Here is a 19567-nt window from a genome sequence, read left to right as displayed (position 1 = left end):
TCAATGGTTATCCCGAGGAATCCCAAACGTCGCGTGGATCCGCTGGTACTTCACCGCAGGCTTCAAGACCATCCCTTCCGAAAGCTCATCGACGACGCCTCGTTGAATCTCCTGCCAGGGCGTCTGGCTCTTCGGATACGGATAGCCGCCTTTCTTCTCGAGCTCGGCACGGCGTTTCGCCAGTTCCTCATCGGACACCAGCATGTTCGCCGTGCGCTTCTTGAGGTCGATGCGGACCCGATCCCCGGTGCGCACCAACGCCAGCCCACCGCCCGTCGCAGCCTCCGGTGAGGCATTGAGGATCGACGGCGAGCCGGACGTGCCCGACTGCCGCCCATCTCCAATGCAGGGCAGCGCCGTGATGCCCTTCTTCAGGAGGTACGAAGGCGCCCGCATGTTCACCACCTCGGCAGCGCCCGGATAACCCACCGGCCCCACGCCGCGCATGAACAGCACGCTGCGCTCGTCGATCTTCATCTTCGGATCGTCGATGCGCGCGTGATAGTCCTCCGGCCCGTCGAACACGATCGCCGTGCCCTCGAAGGCCATCGGGTCGTTCGGGTCTTCCAGATAGCGCGAATGGAATTCGGGCGTGATCACGCTCGTCTTCATGATCGCGGAATCGAAGAGATTGCCCTTCAGGTTCAGGAAGCCCGCGTTCTTCTTCATCGGCTTGTCGTACGGGAAGATCACCTTCCGGTCGCTCGTGAACTTGCCTTTGCAGTTCTCGGCCAGCGTCTTGCCATTGGCCGTCATCGCCGGCTTGATCTTCTTCTGCGCGACCAGTTCGGCCACCACCGCAGGCAGCCCGCCCGCGCGGTAATAGTCTTCGCCGAGATACTCGCCCGCCGGCTGAAGATTGACGAGCAACGGAATCTTGTAGCCGTGCTTCTCCCAGTCGTCCGTCGTCAGCTCCACGCCGATGTGCCGCGCGATCGCATTCAGATGCACTGGCGCATTGGTCGAGCCGCCGAGCGCCGAGTTGACAACGATCGCGTTCTCGAACGCCTCGCGCGTGAGGATGTCCGAAGGCTTCAGGTCCTCGCGCACCATCTCGACGATGCGCTTGCCCGTCATGTACGCCATCTCCTGGCGGTCGCGATAGGGTGCCGGAATCGCCGCACTGCCCGGCAGCGTCATGCCCAGCGCCTCGGCGAGCGAATTCATCGTCGAGGCCGTTCCCATCGTGTTGCAGTGCCCCGTCGAAGGCGCCGACGAAGCGACCAGTTTCAGGAACTCCTGGTAGCCGATCTTGCCCGCCGCCATCATCTCCCGCGCACGCCAGACGATCGTGCCCGAGCCGGTGCGCTCGCCCTCGTACCAGCCGTTGAGCATCGGGCCCGAATTCAGCGCGATCGCGGGAATGTCCACCGTCGCCGCCGCCATCAATTGCGCAGGTGTCGTCTTGTCGCACCCCGTGGTCAGCACCACGCCGTCGATCGGATACCCGTACAGCACCTCGACCAGCGAGAGGTACTGCAGATTGCGGTCGAGTGCCGCCGTCGGCCGCTTGCAGGTCTCCTGGATCGGATGAATCGGAAACTCGAACGCAATGCCGCCCGCGTCGCGAATGCCTTCGCGTACCCGCTCGGCCAGCACCAGGTGGTGCCGATTGCACGGCGCGATGTCCGAGCCCGTCTGCGCGATGCCGATGATCGGCCGGCCCGATTGCAGCTCGTCGAAGCCCAGGCCGAAATTCATCGTGCGTTCCAGATAGAGCGCGGTCATGTCGGCATTGGCCGGGTTGTCGAACCAGGCCTGCGAGCGCAGCTTGAACTTCGGGGTCTTGCCCGTCGAGGCCTTGGTGTTTTTCCTTTTGGATTTCATGAGGACATTCCCTTCAGGGTCTGGTCTGCGTTCGGTGCTGCTGTGCAATCGGCGATGTATTGGCGAACGATATCCGCGAAGTTCTCGTGCGGATGCAGCCCGAGTCGCGCGGCACGCGCCGCCGACGCGCCGCTTGGCCAGTTGGCGACGATGCCCGCGATGCGCTCGTCGCGCTCGAAGCGCACGCGCGCACGCACCGCGGGTCCGGCGACTTCTTCGAGCGCATCGAGCATTTCGCGCACCGTCACGTTGAGGGCGGGCAGGTTGAGAGCAGTGCGTCCGCAGAACGCCTCCCGGCTGGCTTCGTAGACGGCAATCAGCCCTTCCACCGTGCGGGCCGGCGACGACATCGGATGCGACACGTCGGGCGAGACCGGGCAGATCGACTCCACCCCCGCCAGGGGCTCGCGGATGATGCCGCTGAAGAACGACGACGCCGCGCCGTTCGGCCGGCCGGGGCGAACCGTCACCGTCATGAGCCGCGCCGCACGGCCGTCGATGTAGCCCTTGCGGGTGTAGTCGGCGATGAGGTGCTCGCAGATCAGCTTCTGGATGCCGTAGGACGTCTGCGGAACGGGCAGCGTGTCGTCGGCGACGATCTTCGGCATCGGATGGGCCGGGTCGGGCCCGAACACCGCGACCGAGCTCGAGAACACCAGGCGCGGCACCTTGCCGCCGGCGTTGACGCGCGCGCGGATGGCATCGAGCAGCGCGCGCGTGCTGTCGAGGTTGGAACGCAGGCCGAGGTCGAAGTCGAGCTCGCATTCGCCCGAAACGGCGGAAGCGAGGTGGAACACGCCGTCGAACGCCTCGTCGCGCAGCGCGTCGGTCTGCGCGAGCAGGGGCCGGTGCGCGCTTCCACGCGCGGGTCCGCGAGCAGGCTTGCGGGCGGCGGCGCGATGTCGGTCAGCACGAGGCGGCCGATGCGCTCGCCCGCGAGGGTGCCGCGCGCGAGCAGCGCCTGTGCAAGGCGCGATCCGACGAAGCCACCGCCGCCGGTGATCATCAGTTTCATGGGGACTCCTTCATGGATTTCTTGCCCTTTCTGGCTGTGCTGGCCGAGGCGGCGCGAACGGCCTTGACTGCCGCCCGGCGACGGCGGCCGTCGATGACGCCGCCTTCGATCAGGCGCTGCTCGCCGCGAGTGATGTGCTCGGTGGCCTGGCGCCGTGCCGCATCGGGATCGCGCGCGGCGATCGCTTCGAAGATGGCGCGGTGCTCGCGCTGCACCTCGGTCATGAAGTCGAGCCGCCGCGCCTCGTTGCCGCGCGTGATCCGCATGCCTTCGCGCAGGTACTGCTCCAGGAAGCCGAGCAGCAGCCGGAATTGCGGGTTGCCGGTGGCCTCGCCGATGACGCGGTGGAAGGCCAGGTCCTCGGCGACGCCGTCGTGGCCGGCGGCCACGGCGGCATCGATGGCCTTGAGGGCGCGGCGCAGCTCGGCGATCTGTGCGCGCGAGGCGCGCTCGGCCGCCAGCGCGGCGATCTCGCCCTCGAGCACGCGGCGGACCTCGACCACATGCACCACCGCCTGCACGGAGGTCAGTACGGCCGGATCGAAGGCCAGCGGCTGGTTGACCGGGCGCGCTGCCACGTACACGCCGGAGCCCTGCCGCGAGTTCACCATGCCCTTGGATTTGAGCTGGTGTACCGCCTCGCGCACCACGGTGCGCGAAACGCCGTGGGCCTCGGCGAGCTTCTGTTCGGTCGGAAGACGGTCGCCGGCGCGCAGGGCGCCGGACTCGATCTGCGTGGCCAGCAGCGACGCCAACCGGTCCGACAGCCGATCGACGATCAGCGGAAGGGGTTGGGAGGATGCCGAAACGCGCACGGCGTGGATGGAGTTCAACTCGGTTATCTGGTCATCATACAAATTGACCGGGGGTTAATGCGTACCGGTTTGCCCTGATGCGCGGGCCATTGCGGATGCCAATACTGCGCGGTTGCGAAGCGGCTCCAGAGCCGGCTTCAGGATTCCGCGTACTTTCAAGGCTCCAGTGCATGGCAAGTGTCACGATCCAGGCAGTCAAGAAGAACTTCGGTGATGTCCCCATCCTTCACGGCGTGGACATCGACATCCGGGACGGTTCCTTCACCGTTCTCGTGGGGCCATCGGGTTGCGGCAAGTCGACCTTGCTGCGGATGATCGCCGGGCTCGAGGAGATCAATGGCGGCGAGATCCGGATCGGCGACCGGCGCGTCAACGACCTCCCGCCCAAGGAGCGCGACATCGCGATGGTGTTCCAGAACTACGCGCTCTATCCGCACATGACGGTGCGCGACAACATGGCATTCGCGCTCGCGCTGGCCAAGACCGACAAGGCCACCATCGAGCAGAAGGTCGGCCGCGCGGCCGAGATCCTCGCGCTCACGCCGCTGCTCGATCGCTATCCGCGCCAGCTCTCGGGCGGGCAGCGCCAGCGGGTCGCCATGGGAAGGGCGATCGTGCGCGACCCGCAGGTGTTCCTCTTCGACGAGCCCTTGTCCAATCTCGACGCCAAGCTGCGCGTGGCGATGCGCAGCGAGATCAAGGAACTGCACCAGCGGCTCAAGACCACATCGATCTACGTCACGCACGACCAGATCGAGGCCATGACCATGGGCGACAAGATCGTGGTGATGCGTGACGGCCGCATCGAGCAGACCGGCAGTCCGCTGGAGCTCTACGACCGCCCGGCCAACCAGTTCGTCGCCGGCTTCATCGGCTCGCCCGCGATGAACTTCCTGCCCGGTACCTTGCGGCGCAACGGCAGCGCGGCGACGGTCGAGCTCGCGGACGGCACGAAGCTCGACGCGCCGACGGATGCCGGTGGTGTCGACGGTCAGCCGGTCGTCTATGGCACCCGGCCCGAGCACCTGAGCCTCGCCGACGGCGGCGGCATTCCGTCGCGCGTGGTCGTGATGGAGCCCACCGGCATGGACACCTTCGTGGCATGCCGCCACGAAGGCACCGAGATTTCAGCGGTGTTCCGCGAGCGCTATGACTTTGCGCCGGGGACCACCATCCACCTGCAGCCCGATCTACAGCGCGCGCACCTTTTCGACGCAGGCACCGGCCAGAGGCTGGTGGCTTGAGGTTCTTCTTTTGGCCCTTTCAACATCAGGAGACAGGAATGAGTGACTTCAATCGCCGCACGATTCTCAAGAGCTCGGCGGGCTTCGCCGCCGCCGCGTCGCTCGGCGTCGGCACCGCCATCTTCACGCCGCTCGCCAATGCCCAGTCGATGACCTTCAAGCCCGAGAAGGGCGCCAAGCTGCGCGTGCTGCGATGGAGCCGCTTCGTGCAGGGCGACATCGACGCCTACATGGCCAACGTCAAGAAGTTCAGCGAAGCCACCGGCGTCGAAGTGCGTGTGGACAACGAGAACTGGGAAGACGTGCGGCCCAAGGCGGCGGTGGCGGCCAACACCGGCGCCGGCCCGGACATCATTCTTTCGACCAACGACGACGCGAACCTGTACCCCGACAAGCTGCTCGACGTGACCGACCTCGCCGAATACCTCGGCAAGAAATACGGCGGCTGGTATCCGGCGGCCGAGCTGTTCATGCGGCCCAACGGCAAGCGCTGGATCGGCCTTCCGCTTGGTGCGGCCGGGTCGCTCATGGTGTATCGCGAGAGCATGCTGAAGGCGGCGGGCTTCGACACCTTTCCGAAGAACACCGACGACTTCCTCAAGATGTACAAGGCGCTCAAGGAAAAGGGCACGCCGGGCGGCATGGCGCTGGGCAATGCGACCGGCGACAGCACCTGGACCAACTGGCTGGTCTGGACCTTCGGCGGCAAGCTGGTCGACAAGAACAACAAGGTGGTGATCGATAGCCCCGAGACGCTCAAGGCGCTCGAATACGCCAAGGAGCTCTACGTCAACTTCATCCCCGGCACGCTCTCGTGGCTGGACCCGAACAACAACAAGGCCTTCCTCGACGGGCAGATCAGCGTCACGAACAATGGCATCTCGATCTACTACGCAGCCAAGAACTCGCCGGACCCGAAGCTCAAGGAGATGGCCTTGGACATCAACCACGCGGTGTTCCCGGTCGGGCCGGTGGGTGTGCCGACCGAGTCGCATCTGTTCTTCAACCAGATGGTGATGAAGTACACCAAGTACCCGCAGGCCGCGAAGGAGTTCCTGCGCTTCATGATGGAGCGGCCCCAGTTCGACGACTGGCTCAAGGGCGCGGGCGGCTACGTCGCTCAGCCGCTGCGCGCCTTCGAGGCCAACGAGATCTGGACCGTGGACCCGAAGAACACGCCGTACCGCGATTCGGTCAAGAACCTGCGGCCGGCGGGCTACGAAGGCAAGCTGGGCTATGCCTCGGCCGGTGCGGCGGCGGACTTCATCATCGCGAACATGGTGGCTGAAGCCGCGAGCGGTTCCAAGTCGCCGAAGGAAGCCGCGGAACGGGCGCAAAAACGTGCCGAGCGCTACTACAAAGTATGACCCCCAGGCTCGCGCACTTCGTGTCGCTCTCCACCCCCTTCCAGCGGGCAACACCAGCGGCCCGGCGAAGCCGGTTCCGCGGTGTTCCTGAAAGGGGAGACGCCTTTCGATGACCTTGCTTGCGCGGTTCCAGAACAGCCGCAACGCCCTCGGCTTCGCTTTCATGCTGCCGGCGGCGGTGCTGCTGCTGTTGTTTCTGACCTATCCCCTCGGCCTCGGCACCTGGCTCGGCTTCACCGACACCAAGGTGGGCCGGGGCGGGGAGTGGGTCGGCCTGGAGAACTACGTCTTTCTCTGGAACGACTCGGTCACGCGGCTGGCGCTGTTCAACACGCTCTTCTACACGGCGGTCGCGAGCGTGTTCAAGTTCTTCCTCGGGCTGTGGCTCGCGGTGCTGCTGAACAAGAACATCCGCCTCAAGACCTTCTTCCGCGCGGTCATCCTGCTGCCGTACATCGTGCCGACGGCGCTGTCGGCGATCGCGTTCTGGTGGATCTACGACTCGCAGTTCTCGATCATCAGCTGGGCGCTGGTGAAGATGGGGCTGATCGACCACTACATCGACTTCCTCGGCGATCCGTGGAATGCTCGCCTGGCGGTGATCGCGGCCAATGTGTGGCGCGGCGTGCCTTTCGTCGCGATCACGCTGCTGGCGGGGCTGCAGACGATCTCGCCGTCGTACTACGAGGCCTCCGCCATCGACGGCGCGACGCCGTGGCAGCAGTTCCGGCACGTGACGCTGCCGCTGCTCACGCCGATCATCGCGGTGGTGATGACCTTTTCGGTGCTGTTCACCTTCACCGACTTCCAGCTCATCTACGTGATCACGCGTGGCGGTCCGCTCAACGCGACGCACCTGATGGCGACGCTGTCGTTCCAGCGCGCGATCTCGGGCGGCGCATTGGGTGAGGGCGCGGCCATCGCAATCGCGATGGTGCCTTTCCTTCTGGCCTGCATCATGTTCAGCTATTTCGGGCTCCAGCGGCGCGCGTGGCAACAGGGAGGATCGGACAAATGAGCGACAGACCCGGGCAGATGGATGTCGTCGGCATGAGCTACCTGGAGTCCGTGCCGCGCAAGGTGGTCACGGTCTACCTGCCGCTCCTGGTCTTCCTGATCGTGCTGCTGTTCCCCTTCTACTGGATGGCGATCACCTCGGTGAAGCCCGATGCGGAGTTGCTCTCGCGCGAGGGCAATCCGTTCTGGGTGGTCGCGCCGACCCTCAACCACTTCCACAAGCTGCTCTTCGACACCTCGTACCCGCAGTGGCTGTGGAACACGTTGCTGGTGTCGGTGGTTTCGACCTTCGCGTCGCTCGCCTGCTCGGTGTTCGCGGCCTATGCGATCGAGCGGCTGCGCTTCAAAGGCTCGCGACAGACCGGGCTCGCGATCTTCCTGGCCTACCTGGTGCCGCCGTCAATCCTGTTCATTCCGCTGGCGAACGTGGTGTTCAACCTCGGCATGTTCGACACGCGCTGGGCGCTGATCCTGACCTATCCGACCTTCCTGATCCCGTTTTGCACCTGGCTCTTGATGGGCTACTTCCGCTCGATCCCGGCGGAACTGGAGGAATGCGCGCTGATCGACGGCGCGAGCCGCTGGCAGATTCTCATCAAGATCGTGCTGCCGCTTGCGGTGCCAGGGCTCATCTCGGCGGGCATTTTCGCGTTCACGCTGTCGTGGAACGAGTTCATCTACGCGCTGACATTCGTCTCGTCGTCGGAGATCAAGACGCTGCCCGTCGGCGTGGTCACCGAGCTGGTGCAGGGCGATGTCTATCAATGGGGCCCGCTGATGGCCGGGGCGCTGCTCGGCTCGCTGCCTGTGGCGTTCATCTACTCGTTCTTTGTCGAGTACTACGTGTCGGGGATGACCGGTTCGGTCAAGGAGTGAGGGCTTCGAGCCCAGCGCGCAACTGCGAAAGCACGCCCTTCCAATCGCCGGGCGACGGCTGACGGAACACGCTGAAGGCCGGATACCACGGCGTCGTCGGGCTGTTCGTGAACCAGCGCCAGTCGGCCGCGAAGGGCAGCAGGAGCCAGGCCGGCGCACCGATCGCGCCTGCCAGGTGCGCGATCGAGGTGTCGGTGGTGATCAGCAGGTCCAGCGCCATGATCTGCGCGGCCGTGTTCGCGAAATCGGATGCGTCGAAGCACTGGATTGCCGGGCCTTCGGTGCCGGCGTCGGCCTGCTTCAGCGTTTCGGGAAGCAGCAGGCTCCACGCGCTCGCATTGGCGGGCAGGGCCGCGCGCAAGGGCGCCAGCGGGATCGAACGGCGGTGGTTCTCCGGGTGGTCGGGATTGCCGGTCCACACGATGCCGATGCGTGGCCCCGGCTGCGAAGCCATCGCCTGCCGCCAATGGACGACCCGGTCCGGATCGGCCTTCAGATAGGGAACCTCGCCGGCGAGGTGCGCCATATCGAAGAGCCCCAGCGCCAGCGGAAGGCTGATCAGCGGGCAATGGAAGTCGTACCCCGGCAAGGCATCGCCGCGGCCCACCAGGACATCCACCCTCTTCAGCGAGCGCAGGATGTCCAGCAGCGGCCGCTGCGCCTCGAACACGACCCGTGCGCCGAGCGATGCCAGAAGCGGGACGTAGCGGCAGAACTGCAGCGTGTCGCCGAGGCCCTGCTCGGCGTGGATCAGCAGTGTCTTGCCCTGGAGCGGCTGTGCGCCGGTCCAGCGGGGCGCGTCGAAGCCTCTCGCGTGGCCGAATCGCTCCTCCTCGATCCGCTGTTCGTAGGCGGGCCAGCCGTGCGCGAAATCGCCGGCGCCGAGCAGGCACAGCGCCCGGTTCCATCGCACGCCCGCCGGTGCATCCGGGTGCGCCAGCAGTTGCTCGTAGTGCGGGATCGCCTCGCGGTGGCGCTGCACGTCGCGCAGCGCGTTCGCGAGGTTCATTCGCGCGTGTCCGTCGTTCGGGTTCCGCGCGAGCAGGCGTTGGTAGATCGCGATGCCTTCGCCGAAGCGATCGACCGCGCACAGCGCATTCGCGAGATTGAATTCGATCTCCGGCCGGCCGGGGTCGAGCTTGCGCGCCTGCTCGAGCCCGGCGAGCGCGGCGTCGTGCCGCAGCAGCGCAAGCTCGACGACGCCGAGGTTCATCAGCAGCTCGGCGCTGTCCGGCGCCGCGCGCAGGGCTTCGGCGAACGTCGCGCGGGCTTCTTCATGGCGGCCCGTCTCGAAAAGCGATTCGCCGAGGCGGCGGAGCAGGTCCGGATTCAGCGCCCCGAACTGCCGCAACTGCATGAAGCAGGCAATGGCGTCTTCGTGCCGGCCCAGCGCCTGCAGCGCTTCGGCCTTGTGCGGTAGGACGCGCACCTCGCCGGGGCGCTGCGCGAGCACGTCCTCGAAGCCGGCGAGGGCCTTGTCGAGGTCGCCGGCCTGCCGGTGCAGCAGCGCGAGGTTGAAGCGCATCGCCACATTGCCGGGATCGCGCTGCAACGACTCGCCGAGCAGGCCGATCGCGCGCGCGGTGTCGCCCTTGCCGGCCGCGATCAGCCCGAGCATCGCCAGCGCGCGTGCATTGTCCGGGTCGGCGTCGAGCAACGCCTTCCAGGCAGCTTCCGCCAGATCCACCCGGCCCTCGCGCTGATGCGTCAGCGCGCGGTTCGCCAGATCCGACTTCTGCTGGGGCGACATCAGCGGTGTTCTTTCACCTCGTCGAGTTCCGAGCCGAGCAGGGCGTTGATGCGCTGCTTGAGCGCCGCGCGCCGGTCGTTCGTCAGGTATACCTGACGCGCGGCCTCGATGAATCTCGCGTCGAAGCGGGATTCGCGCTCGGCGTGGCGCATCTCGTTCTCGATGTCCCACAGCCGCATGTTGATCGCGAGCAGCTCGGCCTGGACCTGTTCGATGGCCGCGGCTTCGGAGGTGGCTTTCAGCACCTCGGCGGTCGCCCTGGAGAGCAGGTCGAGTTCGCGCCTGACGAAAACCAGCTTGGATTCATCGGTCACGCGTTGCAGCTTGATTTCGAGGATCGTCTTCTTGTCGAAGAGTTCGCCGGGCGAGACTGGGACCAATACGGGTGCGTGCACGAGAGATCCGCCATCAAACCAAAGACCTCGCGAATTGTAAGGAACGCGGCTGAATCCGTTTGATCCAATTGGTTGCCGGTGGAGTTGTTCAGCGCCGGCAGGAGGTGTGAGATGAAGCAACTCAAGCACTGGCAGGACGTGGTGAATGCCTTGCTGGGCGTGTGGCTGGCAATTTCGCCTTGGCTCGTGGGCTACCAGGACATCCCGTCGCCCACCGCGAACGCGGTGCTCGTTGGCGTGGCGCTCGTGGCCGCGGCGCTGGGCGCGATGATCGTGCCGCGTGCCTGGGAGGAATGGACCGAATGCGCGCTCGGCGCGTGGCTGGTCATTTCCCCGTGGGTGGTGGGCTTCGGCATGCATCGCCCGGCGATGCTGACCGCCGTGATCACCGGCGCGGTGATCGTGGCGCTGGCACTCTGGACGCTGGTGACCGACAAGGAATACAGCGGCTGGCTGCATCGCCCAGCGCACTGACCGCGCGCCGGCCGAAGTTGGTGGATGGCGGGACCAGCGGGTCGGCCATCCTCCGGTGGCGTCGCCGTCGCCCGTGAGAAGCGGGCGCGGAACAGGATCGACAGCTGTCGAGGTGGTCGATCGTTGTGTCGATGTTCAGGCGCCGAGCGCCTTCATCTCCGCATACAGGTCCGCCTTGCCTTCGAACCCGATCCCCGGCAAAGCCGGCAGATTCACGTACCCGTTGTCCACCCGGACGCCATCGGGGAACCCGCCATAGGGCTGGAAGAGGTCGGGGTAGCTCTCGTTGCCGCCCAGCCCCAGTCCGGCCGCAATCGCCAGCGACATCTGGTGGCCGCCGTGCGGAATGCAGCGGCTCGGTGACCAGCCGTATTCCTTCAGCATGTCCAGCGTGCGCAGGTATTCGACGAGGCCGTAGCTGAGCGCACAGTCGAACTGCAGCCAGTCGCGGTCGGGGCGCATGCCGCCGTGGCGGATGAGGTTGCGCGCGTCCTGCATCGAAAAGAGGTTCTCGCCGGTCGCCATCGGGCCCGCATACACCTCCGAGAGCTTCGCCTGCAGTTCGTAGTCGAGCGGGTCGCCCGCTTCCTCGTACCAGAAAAGCGGGTATTGCGACAGCGCCTTGGCGTAGTCCACGGCCGTCTTGAGGTCGAAGCGGCCGTTGGCGTCCACCGCCAGTTGCTGGCCGGGGCCGAGGATCCTGAGCACCGACTCGATGCGTTCGCAGTCTTCGGCCAGCGTGGCGCCGCCGATCTTCATCTTGACCACCGAATAGCCGCGCGCGAGGTAGCTCTCCATTTCCTGCCGCAGGCCGTCGAGGCCCTTGCCGGGGTAGTAGTAGCCGCCCGCCGCATAGACGAAGACGCGCGGATTGGCCTTGCCGTTGCCGTAGCGCTCGGCCAGGAGCTGGAAGAGCGGCTTGCCGGCGATCTTCGCGACCGCGTCCCACACCGCCATGTCGATGGTGCCAACGGCCACCGAGCGCTCGCCATGGCCGCCGGGCTTCTCGTTGATCATCATGCGTGCCCAGATCTTGTGCGGGTCGAGGTTCTCGCCGGTCGCGTCGACGAGCGTCGCCGGGTCGGCTTCCATGAGGCGTGGACGGAAGCGGTCGCGGATCAGTCCGCCCTGCCCATAGCGCCCGTTGGAGTTGAACCCGTAGCCGATCACCCGCTTGCCGTCTCGGACCACGTCGGTGACCACGGCGACGAGGCTCAGGGTCATCTTCGAGAAGTCGATGTAGGCGTTGCGGATGTCCGATTTGATCGGTCGGGTGGATTCGATGATGTCGACGATCTTCATGATGCTTTCGATGAGTGACAGGAAGTGAAAGGGCGGGAATTCAGCGCGGCAGCGACGAACCGCCGCAGATGGCGATGTCCTGGCCGGTGATGGCGGCGGCGGATGGCGAGAGCAGGAAAGCGACGAGGGCGGCAATCTCGGCCGGCTCGATCAACCTTCCGATGGGCGGCAGGCGCGGTGCACTGCCGGCCCGCGCGGGATCGGCCAGCATGCCGGTGGCCGTCGCGGCGGGCGAGACGACGTTCACGGTCACGCCCTGGTCGGCGACTTCGGCCGCCCAGCTTCTCGCCAGCGCGATGAGCGCCGCCTTCGTCGCCGCGTACTGGCCGCGCCCGGGCATGCCTTGCGCCACGCGGCTGCCGATGAACACCACACGTCCGCTCTTGCGCCGTGCCATCGCGGGCACGATCGCATCGGCGATTCGCGTCGCGGCATCCACATGCAGGCGCCACATCAGCTCGCCGCCCGCATGGTCCAGCTGGCCGAGCGGTCCGACGCGCAGCACGCCGGCGGCGTGGACGAGCGCATCGGCGTCTTGCAGCGCGGCGGCGGCAGCGGCCACGCTCTCGCCCTTCGCCAGGTCCACATCGACCGGCATGAAGGCCGCATGCACGATGGCCGGCGGGGCAACATCCAGCCCGCTGACGCGCCAGCCCGAAGCCAGCAGCGATTCCGCGATCGCGCGACCGATGCCGCTGCTGCTGCCGGTGACTACGGCATGCCCCAGGTCATTCGACATGGATGTTCCCCTCGGTCACGATCTTCTGGGAGCGCGCCATGTCGCTGCCCTGGAACTTCGCGAATTCCTCCGCGCTGCCGGGTGCGAGCAGCAGGCCCTGTTCCTTGAGCTTGTCCTTCATGTCGCCGGCCAGCGCCTTGTTCACCTCGGCATTGAGCCGCTGCACGATCTCGGGCGGCGTCTTGCCCGGCGCCCACAGGCCGTACCAGCTGTAGAACTCGAAGCCGGGAATCGTCTCCGCCACCGTCGGCACATCCGGCAGGCTGGATGCGCGCTGTGCCGACGTCACCGCGACCACGCGGAGCATGCCGCTCTTGTGATACTGCAGCGACCCGAGGATGGGATCGATGAAGCCGTCGATCTGCCCGCCGATCAGGTCCTGGAAAGCCGGCGCGGTGCCCTTGTAGGGCACGATCAGGTAGTCGATGTTGCCCGCGCGCCTGAGCAGCTCGGTGGAAAGATGCCCGGCGGAGCCGATCGAACCCACCGCGAAGGTCATCTTGCCCGGATGCTCCTTCGCGTACGCGATGAGCGACTTGACGTCGGTGATCGGCAGCTTCTTGTTGATGGCCACCGACAGCGGCGCCTTGGCCACCAGTGCCACGGGCGCGAAGTCGCGGTTCACGTTGTAGGGCACCGACTTCATCGTCATCGGGGCGGTCGTGAACGTCGAGGCGTTGAAGAGCAGCGTGTAGCCGTCGGCCGGCGCCTTGGCCACCACATCGCCGCCGATCACGCCATTGCCGCCCGCGCGGTTCTCGACGACGAAGGGCTGCCCCATCTGGTCGCTGAGCTTCTGCGCCAGCAGCCGCCCCACGAAGTCCAGCGTGCCGCCGGGCGGGAACGGGATCACCATCTTGATCGGCTTGCTCGGATACGTCTGCGCAAAGCCGCTGGCGGTCGCGGCAAGGGCGAGGGCGCCCAGCGCGGCGCGGATGAAGTGCTTGCGTCGCATGTCTTGTCTCCTGGATTTCTTGGATGGCAGAGCCGGCCGAACCGGCACCGGCTCCGGGCGGCGGAATCAGCGCCTGAGCAGGCCCGCGCGCTTCACGGCGGCGCGCAGGGCTTCCACTTCCTCGGCGTTGGGCGCCTCGGTGGGCGGGCGCACCGTCGCGTCGTCGAGCACGCCGGCGAGGTACATGCCGCCCTTCATGCGCGCGTGGGCTTCGCCCGTGGGCTCGCCGCCGCCGTAGACCGCGTCCTTGAGCGGCGTGATGACCGCCTGCACCTCCATCGCGCGCTTGAGGTCGCCGGCCTTCACCGCGTTCCAGAGGTCGATGATGAGTTGCGGGATGAAGGTGGCGAAGCCGACCAGTGCGCCGTCGACGCCCTGCACCATCGAGGCCAGCAGGTACTCGTCATGGCAGGTCAGGATGGCCTTGGACGCGTTGGCCTCGCGGATCGCCTGGATGTCGCGGGCGTACTTGTTCATGTCGCGCTGGCCCACCTTGAAGGCCTGCACGTAGGGCAGCCGGGCCAGGTCGGCCAACAGCTTCGACGAGTACGAGGCGCGCGTCCATGCCGGGTAGACGTGACACACGAGGTCCAGCTCGGGCGCCGCCTTGTGGATCGCCTCGAAATACTGCAGCGCGTGGCCCGACGTGAAGCCGAAGCGCAGCCAGTGATGGGGCGGCATGACGTCGAGCGCTGCGGCTCCGGCAGCCTTGGCGGCGCGGGCGTGCTCGGCGGCATCGGCCAGCCCTTCGCAGACGATGGACGAGATCACCGGCAGGCGGCCCTTGAGCTCGTCGGCCACGATGCGGGTGACCTCGGCGCGCTCCGCGGGCGTCAGCGCGAACACCTCGCCGGTGTGGCCGTTGGTCATCACTGCGACCACGCCGTCGTGGCTCGCGAGCCAGGACGCCAGCTTGCGCAGCGCGGGTTCGTCGATCCTGTGGTCACGGGTGAAGGGGCACGAAATGGCGGGGATGATCCCCTTGTAGTTCGCGATGGAAGGCATTCGGTGGTCTCCTGTTGAGTGCTTGGGTGTCGATGGGGCGATCTTCCCGTCGGTGGGCGCATGCGGTCCAATACCCGATTCGCATACAACTATCTCCGCGGAGAAACCGAGAAAGGACGCACCGCATGGGCCCGGGAAACCGACCGCTGGATCTGGAATGGCTGGAGGACTTCCTGGCGCTCGCGGAAAGCGGCAATTTCTCCCGCGCGGCGCAGGCGCGGAACATCGCGCAACCCGCGTTCAGCCGGCACATCCGCGCGCTGGAGGAATGGGTCGGCGTCGACTTGTTCGACCGCAGCGCGCATCCGGCCGCGCTGACGGCCGCGGGACGGCGCTTTCAGCCGTTGCTGGAAGACACCCTGGCTCGGCTGGAATCCGCACGCATCAAGGCGCGGGCTGCGCACGACCAGGCGGCGGCGAGCCTGCTCTTCGCGGCGACGCATGTGCTGTCGTTGACCTTCTTTCCGCAGTGGTTGGGCGGGCTGGAGTCGCAGTTGCGGCTCGGGCCGATCCAGACCATCTCGGACAGCTTTCATGCCTGCGAGGACCTGGCGCTGCAGCGTCGCGTGCAGTTCGTGCTGTGCCATGGGCATCCGGAGGTACCGGGGCGGCTTGACGAGGCGGAGTTCCCGATGCTGCGGCTCTCGGACGATGTGCTGCTGCCAGTCTCCGCGCCGCAAGGCGCGGGCGGCGGCGCGATGCACTCGCTGGAGGCCGCGGATGCGCCGGTTTCCGTGCTCGCCTACAGCGAGCCTTCAGGGCTCGGCCGCATCATGCGGGCGCGGATGCGCCAGGTTTTCGGTGACGGCAGCGTGCCGACGCTTCCGCAGGGCGTGGAGACCGTGTTCACGGCGCACCATGCGGCGCTGCTCAAGGCGATGGCGCTCGAAGGGCGCGGCGTGGCGTGGTTGCCGAAGAGCCTGATCGCGGCTGAATTGAAGACTGGCGCATTGGTCGCGGCCGCGTCTGCAGAGTGGAACGTGCCGGTCGAGATCAGGCTCTATCGCCAGCGCGCGGAAATGGCGCCGGCGGCCGAGGCGCTGTGGGCGCTCGTGCAGGAGCGCCCACCGGGCTCAGGCGGGCGCTGAGCAGAGGCTGCGAATCGACGCCGGAATCGGCACCGCGCGGATGCCGCCGCCTTCGCGCTTGGCCGCGAAGATGCGAACCTCTTCGCATTCGAGGATCAGGTCTTCTCCACGCATCACGCGGTAGCGCTGCACGAAGCTCTTCTCGCGCCACTCGGGAATCGTGACCGTGATGTTCAGCGTGTCGCCGTAGCTCGCGCTCTTGACGAAGCGCGTGTGCGTGTCGACGAGCGGCGTGCCGATCACGCCCATGGTCTGCGCCGTCTCTTCCCAGCGCGGCACGCCACGCTCGGCAAAGAAATGGCGCGACGCGGCATCAATCCAGCGGAAGAAGTTGGGAAACCAGACGATGCCGGCCGGGTCGCAGTCGCCGAATTCGACGCGTACTGTGTAGATGACTTCGATGCTCATGTCAGTGTGAAGTTGAAATTCGCAGAGGAGCGGTTGGGGGGCGTGGTGAGGACGCCGGGTGGTCCCCTCCGCGAATGTCCCCCGGCCTTCGGCCTCCTCCTTTATTTCGCTGCGGGGACCACCCGGCATCCTCGCCACGGGAAACGCCGCGTTGTGCCGGCCGATCAACCACCGCCGTGACGGATCACGACGATGGTGTGCTCTGCGCAGCGAAGTAAAGGAGGAGGCCGCAGGCCGGGGGGCATGAGTGAAGCAGAGCACACCGTCGGCGTGATCCCGACCCGATCCGCCGAACATCACCCCATTCTGGTCGGCAGCCACAAGGCAATGATCGGAAAGGCGATAAGAATGATCAGCCGCAGGATGTCGGTCAGGATGAACGGCAGCACGCCCTTGAAGATCGTGGTGAAGGTCACCTCCTTCACCACGCTCTTGATCACGAACACGTTCATCCCCACGGGCGGATGGATCAGCCCGAGTTCCACCGTCATCACGATGATCACGCCGAACCAGATCGGATCGAAGCCCAGGTGCACGATGACGGGATAGATGATCGGCACCGTGAGGATGATCATCGCCATCGCGTCCATCAGGCAGCCAAGCACGAGGTACATCAGCATGATGAGCGCGAGCACGCCGTAGCGGCCGATGCCGAGGCCGGTCAGGAACTCGGTGAGCTTCTGCGGGCTTTGCGTGATCGTCAGGAAGTAGCCGAAGAGCAGGGCGCCGATCAGCACCGTGAACACCGCCGCCGCGGTGCGCGTGGCCGACAGCAGCGCCTCCCGGATCTTCGGGCCGTCGAGCTTGCGCCGCAGCACGCCGAGGATGAAGGCGCCGCTCGCGCCCACGCCGCCGGCTTCGGTCGGCGTGAAGAAGCCGCCGTAGAGCCCGCCGATCACGAAGATGAAGAGCACCAGCGGCGCCCACACGTTCTTGAGATCGGCCACACGCTGTGACCACGGCTTCACCTCGCCGCCCGGCAGCCAGTCGGGCCGCAGCTTGACGATGAGCACGATGGTCAGCACGTACATGGTCATCGCAAGGATGCCGGGCACGATGCCGGCCATGAACAGCTTGCCGATGTCCTGCTGCGTGAGGATCGCGTACACCGCCAGCACCGTCGACGGCGGCAGGATCGCACCCAGCGTGCCGCCCGCGGCAATCACGCCGGTGGAAAACGACTGCGGGTAGTTGAAGCGGCGCATCTCCGGATAGGCCACCGCCGAAAATGTGGCCGCGGTGGCGACCGACGATCCGCAGATCGCAGCGAACCCGCCGCAGGCCAGCACCGTGGCGACCCCGAGCCCGCCGCGCAGGTGGCCGATCATCGAGTTCGCGGCCTTGAACAGCTCGCGACTCACGCCCGACACCGAGACCAGCGAACCCATCAGCATGAACATCGGGATCACGCCGAAGGTGTAGTCGGTCACGGTGCGCATCGAGGTCTGGCCGACCAGCTTGAGCGCCGGGCCGATGCCCACGATCGATGCATACCCGGTGACGCCGACCAGCCCCATCGCCATGCCGACCGGCACGCGCAGGAGCATCAATGCAAAGAGGGCGAAGAAGCCAAGAATGGCGATTGCATCAGTGCTCATGCTTACTCATCGGCTTTCATCTCGGGCTTCTCGTCATGAAGAAGTTCAGGGTGGAAGATCAGGCGCCAGGTGCGGATCGCGATCAGCAGCACGGCGGAAACGTCGCCGAGCCAGGCCACTGCATAGAACGGCCAGGTCGGGATGTTCATGTCGTAGGTCAGCACATGGTCGACGTAGGTGCCGCGCACCTTGTCGAACAGCGTGGCGGTCTGCACCGTGACCACGAAGAGCAGCACCACGGTGGCAAAGACGTCGATCCAGCGCTTCATGCGCGGGCTCGCGGCGGTCCACACGAGGTCGACCGTGATGTGGCCGCCCCGGTAGCTGGTCGCCGCGATGCCCCAGAAGATCAGGATGCCCAGCAGCATCCGGCCGAAGTCGTACGAATCGGGGATCGACGCGTTGAAGAACTTGCGCAACACCACCGCCAGGAAGATGTTGAGCGCGACGATCCCCACGAACAAGGCGGCGAGCCATTCGATCGCATTGATGAAACGGTCGCCGGCGGCCCCGACCTTCTTCGGGGCGTTGTCGCTTCCAGACGCCATCACAGTGCCGAGTTGTACTTGGCCAGACTGGCCTTCAGCGAATCAAGCACGGCCTTCGGATCCTGGCCGACCTTCTTCACGCTCTCTGCCCACTGGGCTTCGACCGGCGCCGTGGCCTTGCGCCATGCATCGAGCTGCTCGGGCGTGAGCTTGTAGACCTCATGGCCGGACTGCGCGGCGATCTTCGCGCGGCCGCCGTATTCGAAATCGGCCCACGGCGTGGCGACCTTCTCGGCCCACTCGCTCGTGCAGTGGTCGTCGATCACCTTCTTCTGCGCGGCCGACATGCTGTCGTACTTGCCCTTGTTCATCGCCCAGACGAAGGGCGTGACATAGAGCGGCGCATCCATGTGGTAGCTCACCACCTTGTCGATGCCGAAGAGGCCGATCGAGCCCCACGGGAAGGTGATCGCATCGGCCACGCCGCGTTCGAGCATGTCGCGCGATTCGGGCGCCGAGGCCTGCACATTGGTGCCGCCGAGCGAGGTGACCATCTGGCCGATGGTGCTGGTGGCCGGGCGGATCTTCATGCCCTTGATGTCGCTGGGCACGAGGATCTTCTTGCGCGCGTGGAAGGTGCCGGGGTCGTGCACGAAGGCGAAGCAGACCTTCACGTCCTTCATCTCGGTCGCTGCGTACTGGCGGTACCACGCATCGATGGCGGCCGTTCCGCCCTTGCCGTTGGCGAAGAGGAAGGGCAGCGAGGCGCCCGCCATGATCGGGAAGCGGCCCGGCTGGTAACCCGGGTTGATGTAGGCGAAATCGGCGATGCCGTCGCGCGCCATGTCGTAGTGGTCGAAGGCCTTGCCGAGCTGCTCCGAGGGGAACAGGACCGCGGTGATGGTGCCGTTGGATGCCTTCTTGATGTCATCCGCCCAGGCCTGCAGCGACGGATTCAGCGGGTGCTGCGCCGGCACCCAGCTCGACATCTTGAGTTGGACGGGCTTGTCCTGCGCCTGCGCGGGTGTGCCAGCCAGGGCCAGCGCCGCCGAAAGCGCGAGGACGGCGCGCGTGGCGGCCGAGGGCATGAAGCGGGTTGTCGACATGGATGTCTCCTTCGAAGGTGTTGTTGAAATCGTGGATGGGGTTGCGCGCGTCTTGTGGTGTTTGTGCAGTGCGCAATTCAGTTATTTTTTGTAAGAGT

18 protein-coding genes and 1 pseudogene are annotated in these 19567 nt (G+C 66.2%); 6 read left to right on the top strand and 13 right to left on the bottom strand.

The window, feature by feature from the left end; all coding sequences use genetic code 11:
* From ACQ858_RS15765 to ACQ858_RS15755, 3 genes and pseudogenes are all read right to left on the bottom strand, one after another.
* Entirely contained in the window at nucleotides 1-1827 is a 1827-nt protein-coding gene (locus ACQ858_RS15765) for an IlvD/Edd family dehydratase (protein ID WP_431273621.1), read from the bottom strand.
* A pseudogene (denD, locus tag ACQ858_RS15760) lies at nucleotides 1824-2842 on the bottom strand (D-erythronate dehydrogenase). Before denD ends, ACQ858_RS15765 begins: the two are co-directional and overlap by 4 nt.
* On the bottom strand, nucleotides 2839-3666 hold the full coding sequence (locus ACQ858_RS15755) for a FadR/GntR family transcriptional regulator (RefSeq protein WP_431276877.1): 828 nt from the start codon (nucleotides 3664-3666) through the stop codon (nucleotides 2839-2841). The pseudogene denD and the gene ACQ858_RS15755 overlap by 4 nt, the downstream one beginning before the upstream one ends.
* 161 nt (nucleotides 3667-3827) lie before the next feature.
* Between ACQ858_RS15755 and ACQ858_RS15750 the strand changes: the two genes are divergently transcribed.
* The 4 genes from ACQ858_RS15750 to ACQ858_RS15735 all read left to right on the top strand — a co-directional run bounded on the left by ACQ858_RS15750 (nucleotide 3828) and on the right by ACQ858_RS15735 (nucleotide 8161).
* Nucleotides 3828-4901: an ABC transporter ATP-binding protein gene (locus tag ACQ858_RS15750; protein WP_431273620.1), complete on the top strand. Its 1074-nt coding sequence runs from the start codon at nucleotides 3828-3830 to the stop codon at nucleotides 4899-4901.
* Nucleotides 4902-4939: 38 nt separating this feature from the next.
* On the top strand, nucleotides 4940-6268 hold the full coding sequence (locus tag ACQ858_RS15745; RefSeq protein WP_431273619.1) for an ABC transporter substrate-binding protein: 1329 nt from the start codon (nucleotides 4940-4942) through the stop codon (nucleotides 6266-6268).
* 115 nt (nucleotides 6269-6383) lie between these two features.
* Nucleotides 6384-7286, top strand: a complete 903-nt coding sequence (locus ACQ858_RS15740; protein WP_431276876.1) for a carbohydrate ABC transporter permease — start codon at nucleotides 6384-6386, stop codon at nucleotides 7284-7286.
* Nucleotides 7283-8161, top strand: a complete 879-nt coding sequence (locus ACQ858_RS15735; protein ID WP_431273618.1) for a carbohydrate ABC transporter permease — start codon at nucleotides 7283-7285, stop codon at nucleotides 8159-8161. The genes ACQ858_RS15740 and ACQ858_RS15735 overlap by 4 nt, the downstream gene beginning before the upstream one ends.
* Here the strand turns inward: ACQ858_RS15735 and ACQ858_RS15730 are convergent.
* Both ACQ858_RS15730 and ACQ858_RS15725 read right to left on the bottom strand, forming a co-directional pair.
* Entirely contained in the window at nucleotides 8151-9911 is a 1761-nt protein-coding gene (locus ACQ858_RS15730) for a tetratricopeptide repeat protein (protein ID WP_431273617.1), read from the bottom strand. The two genes, ACQ858_RS15735 and ACQ858_RS15730, sit on opposite strands and share 11 nt — an antisense overlap.
* Complete coding sequence (locus ACQ858_RS15725) at nucleotides 9911-10306, bottom strand: DUF6165 family protein (RefSeq protein WP_431273616.1); 396 nt, start codon at nucleotides 10304-10306, stop codon at nucleotides 9911-9913. The genes ACQ858_RS15730 and ACQ858_RS15725 overlap by 1 nt, the downstream gene beginning before the upstream one ends.
* A 111-nt stretch (nucleotides 10307-10417) precedes the next feature.
* Between ACQ858_RS15725 and ACQ858_RS15720 the strand changes: the two genes are divergently transcribed.
* Entirely contained in the window at nucleotides 10418-10780 is a 363-nt protein-coding gene (locus ACQ858_RS15720; RefSeq protein ID WP_431273615.1) for an SPW repeat protein, read from the top strand.
* A gap of 135 nt (nucleotides 10781-10915) precedes the next feature.
* Here ACQ858_RS15720 and ACQ858_RS15715 read toward each other — a convergent pair whose 3' ends face one another.
* From ACQ858_RS15715 to ACQ858_RS15700, 4 genes are all read right to left on the bottom strand, one after another.
* Nucleotides 10916-12082, bottom strand: coding sequence for a mandelate racemase/muconate lactonizing enzyme family protein (locus tag ACQ858_RS15715; protein WP_431273614.1), 1167 nt, complete (start codon nucleotides 12080-12082; stop codon nucleotides 10916-10918).
* Nucleotides 12083-12122: 40 nt separating this feature from the next.
* Nucleotides 12123-12821 carry an SDR family NAD(P)-dependent oxidoreductase gene (locus tag ACQ858_RS15710; RefSeq protein WP_431273613.1) on the bottom strand — a complete coding sequence of 233 codons (699 nt, stop codon included), beginning with the start codon at nucleotides 12819-12821 and terminating at the stop codon, nucleotides 12123-12125.
* Nucleotides 12811-13776 carry a Bug family tripartite tricarboxylate transporter substrate binding protein gene (locus ACQ858_RS15705; RefSeq protein WP_431273612.1) on the bottom strand — a complete coding sequence of 322 codons (966 nt, stop codon included), beginning with the start codon at nucleotides 13774-13776 and terminating at the stop codon, nucleotides 12811-12813. The genes ACQ858_RS15710 and ACQ858_RS15705 overlap by 11 nt, the downstream gene beginning before the upstream one ends.
* Nucleotides 13777-13842: 66 nt before the next feature.
* Entirely contained in the window at nucleotides 13843-14781 is a 939-nt protein-coding gene (locus ACQ858_RS15700; protein ID WP_431273611.1) for a dihydrodipicolinate synthase family protein, read from the bottom strand.
* A gap of 125 nt (nucleotides 14782-14906) precedes the next feature.
* Here ACQ858_RS15700 and ACQ858_RS15695 point away from each other — a divergent pair, with 125 nt between their 5' ends.
* Nucleotides 14907-15869: a LysR family transcriptional regulator gene (locus ACQ858_RS15695; RefSeq protein WP_431273610.1), complete on the top strand. Its 963-nt coding sequence runs from the start codon at nucleotides 14907-14909 to the stop codon at nucleotides 15867-15869.
* Here ACQ858_RS15695 and ACQ858_RS15690 read toward each other — a convergent pair.
* The 4 genes from ACQ858_RS15690 to ACQ858_RS15675 form a co-directional block, all read right to left on the bottom strand.
* Nucleotides 15855-16277 (bottom strand): acyl-CoA thioesterase, encoded by a 423-nt coding sequence (locus tag ACQ858_RS15690; RefSeq protein ID WP_431273609.1) that lies wholly within the window; start codon nucleotides 16275-16277, stop codon nucleotides 15855-15857. The genes ACQ858_RS15695 and ACQ858_RS15690 overlap by 15 nt on opposite strands.
* A 296-nt stretch (nucleotides 16278-16573) precedes the next feature.
* Nucleotides 16574-17875 (bottom strand): TRAP transporter large permease, encoded by a 1302-nt coding sequence (locus tag ACQ858_RS15685; protein ID WP_431273608.1) that lies wholly within the window; start codon nucleotides 17873-17875, stop codon nucleotides 16574-16576.
* A gap of 2 nt (nucleotides 17876-17877) precedes the next feature.
* Entirely contained in the window at nucleotides 17878-18423 is a 546-nt protein-coding gene (locus tag ACQ858_RS15680) for a TRAP transporter small permease (protein WP_431273607.1), read from the bottom strand.
* A complete protein-coding gene (locus ACQ858_RS15675; protein ID WP_431273606.1) occupies nucleotides 18423-19469 on the bottom strand; it encodes a TRAP transporter substrate-binding protein in 1047 nt (348 codons plus the stop codon). The genes ACQ858_RS15680 and ACQ858_RS15675 overlap by 1 nt, the downstream gene beginning before the upstream one ends.
* Nucleotides 19470-19567 lie beyond the last annotated feature (98 nt).

This window comes from Variovorax ureilyticus (assembly GCF_050632185.1).
Taxonomy (GTDB): domain Bacteria; phylum Pseudomonadota; class Gammaproteobacteria; order Burkholderiales; family Burkholderiaceae_C; genus Variovorax; species Variovorax ureilyticus_A.
The sequence above is the reverse complement of the archived record's forward strand: the minus strand, read 5'-3'. Positions and strand labels throughout refer to the sequence as shown.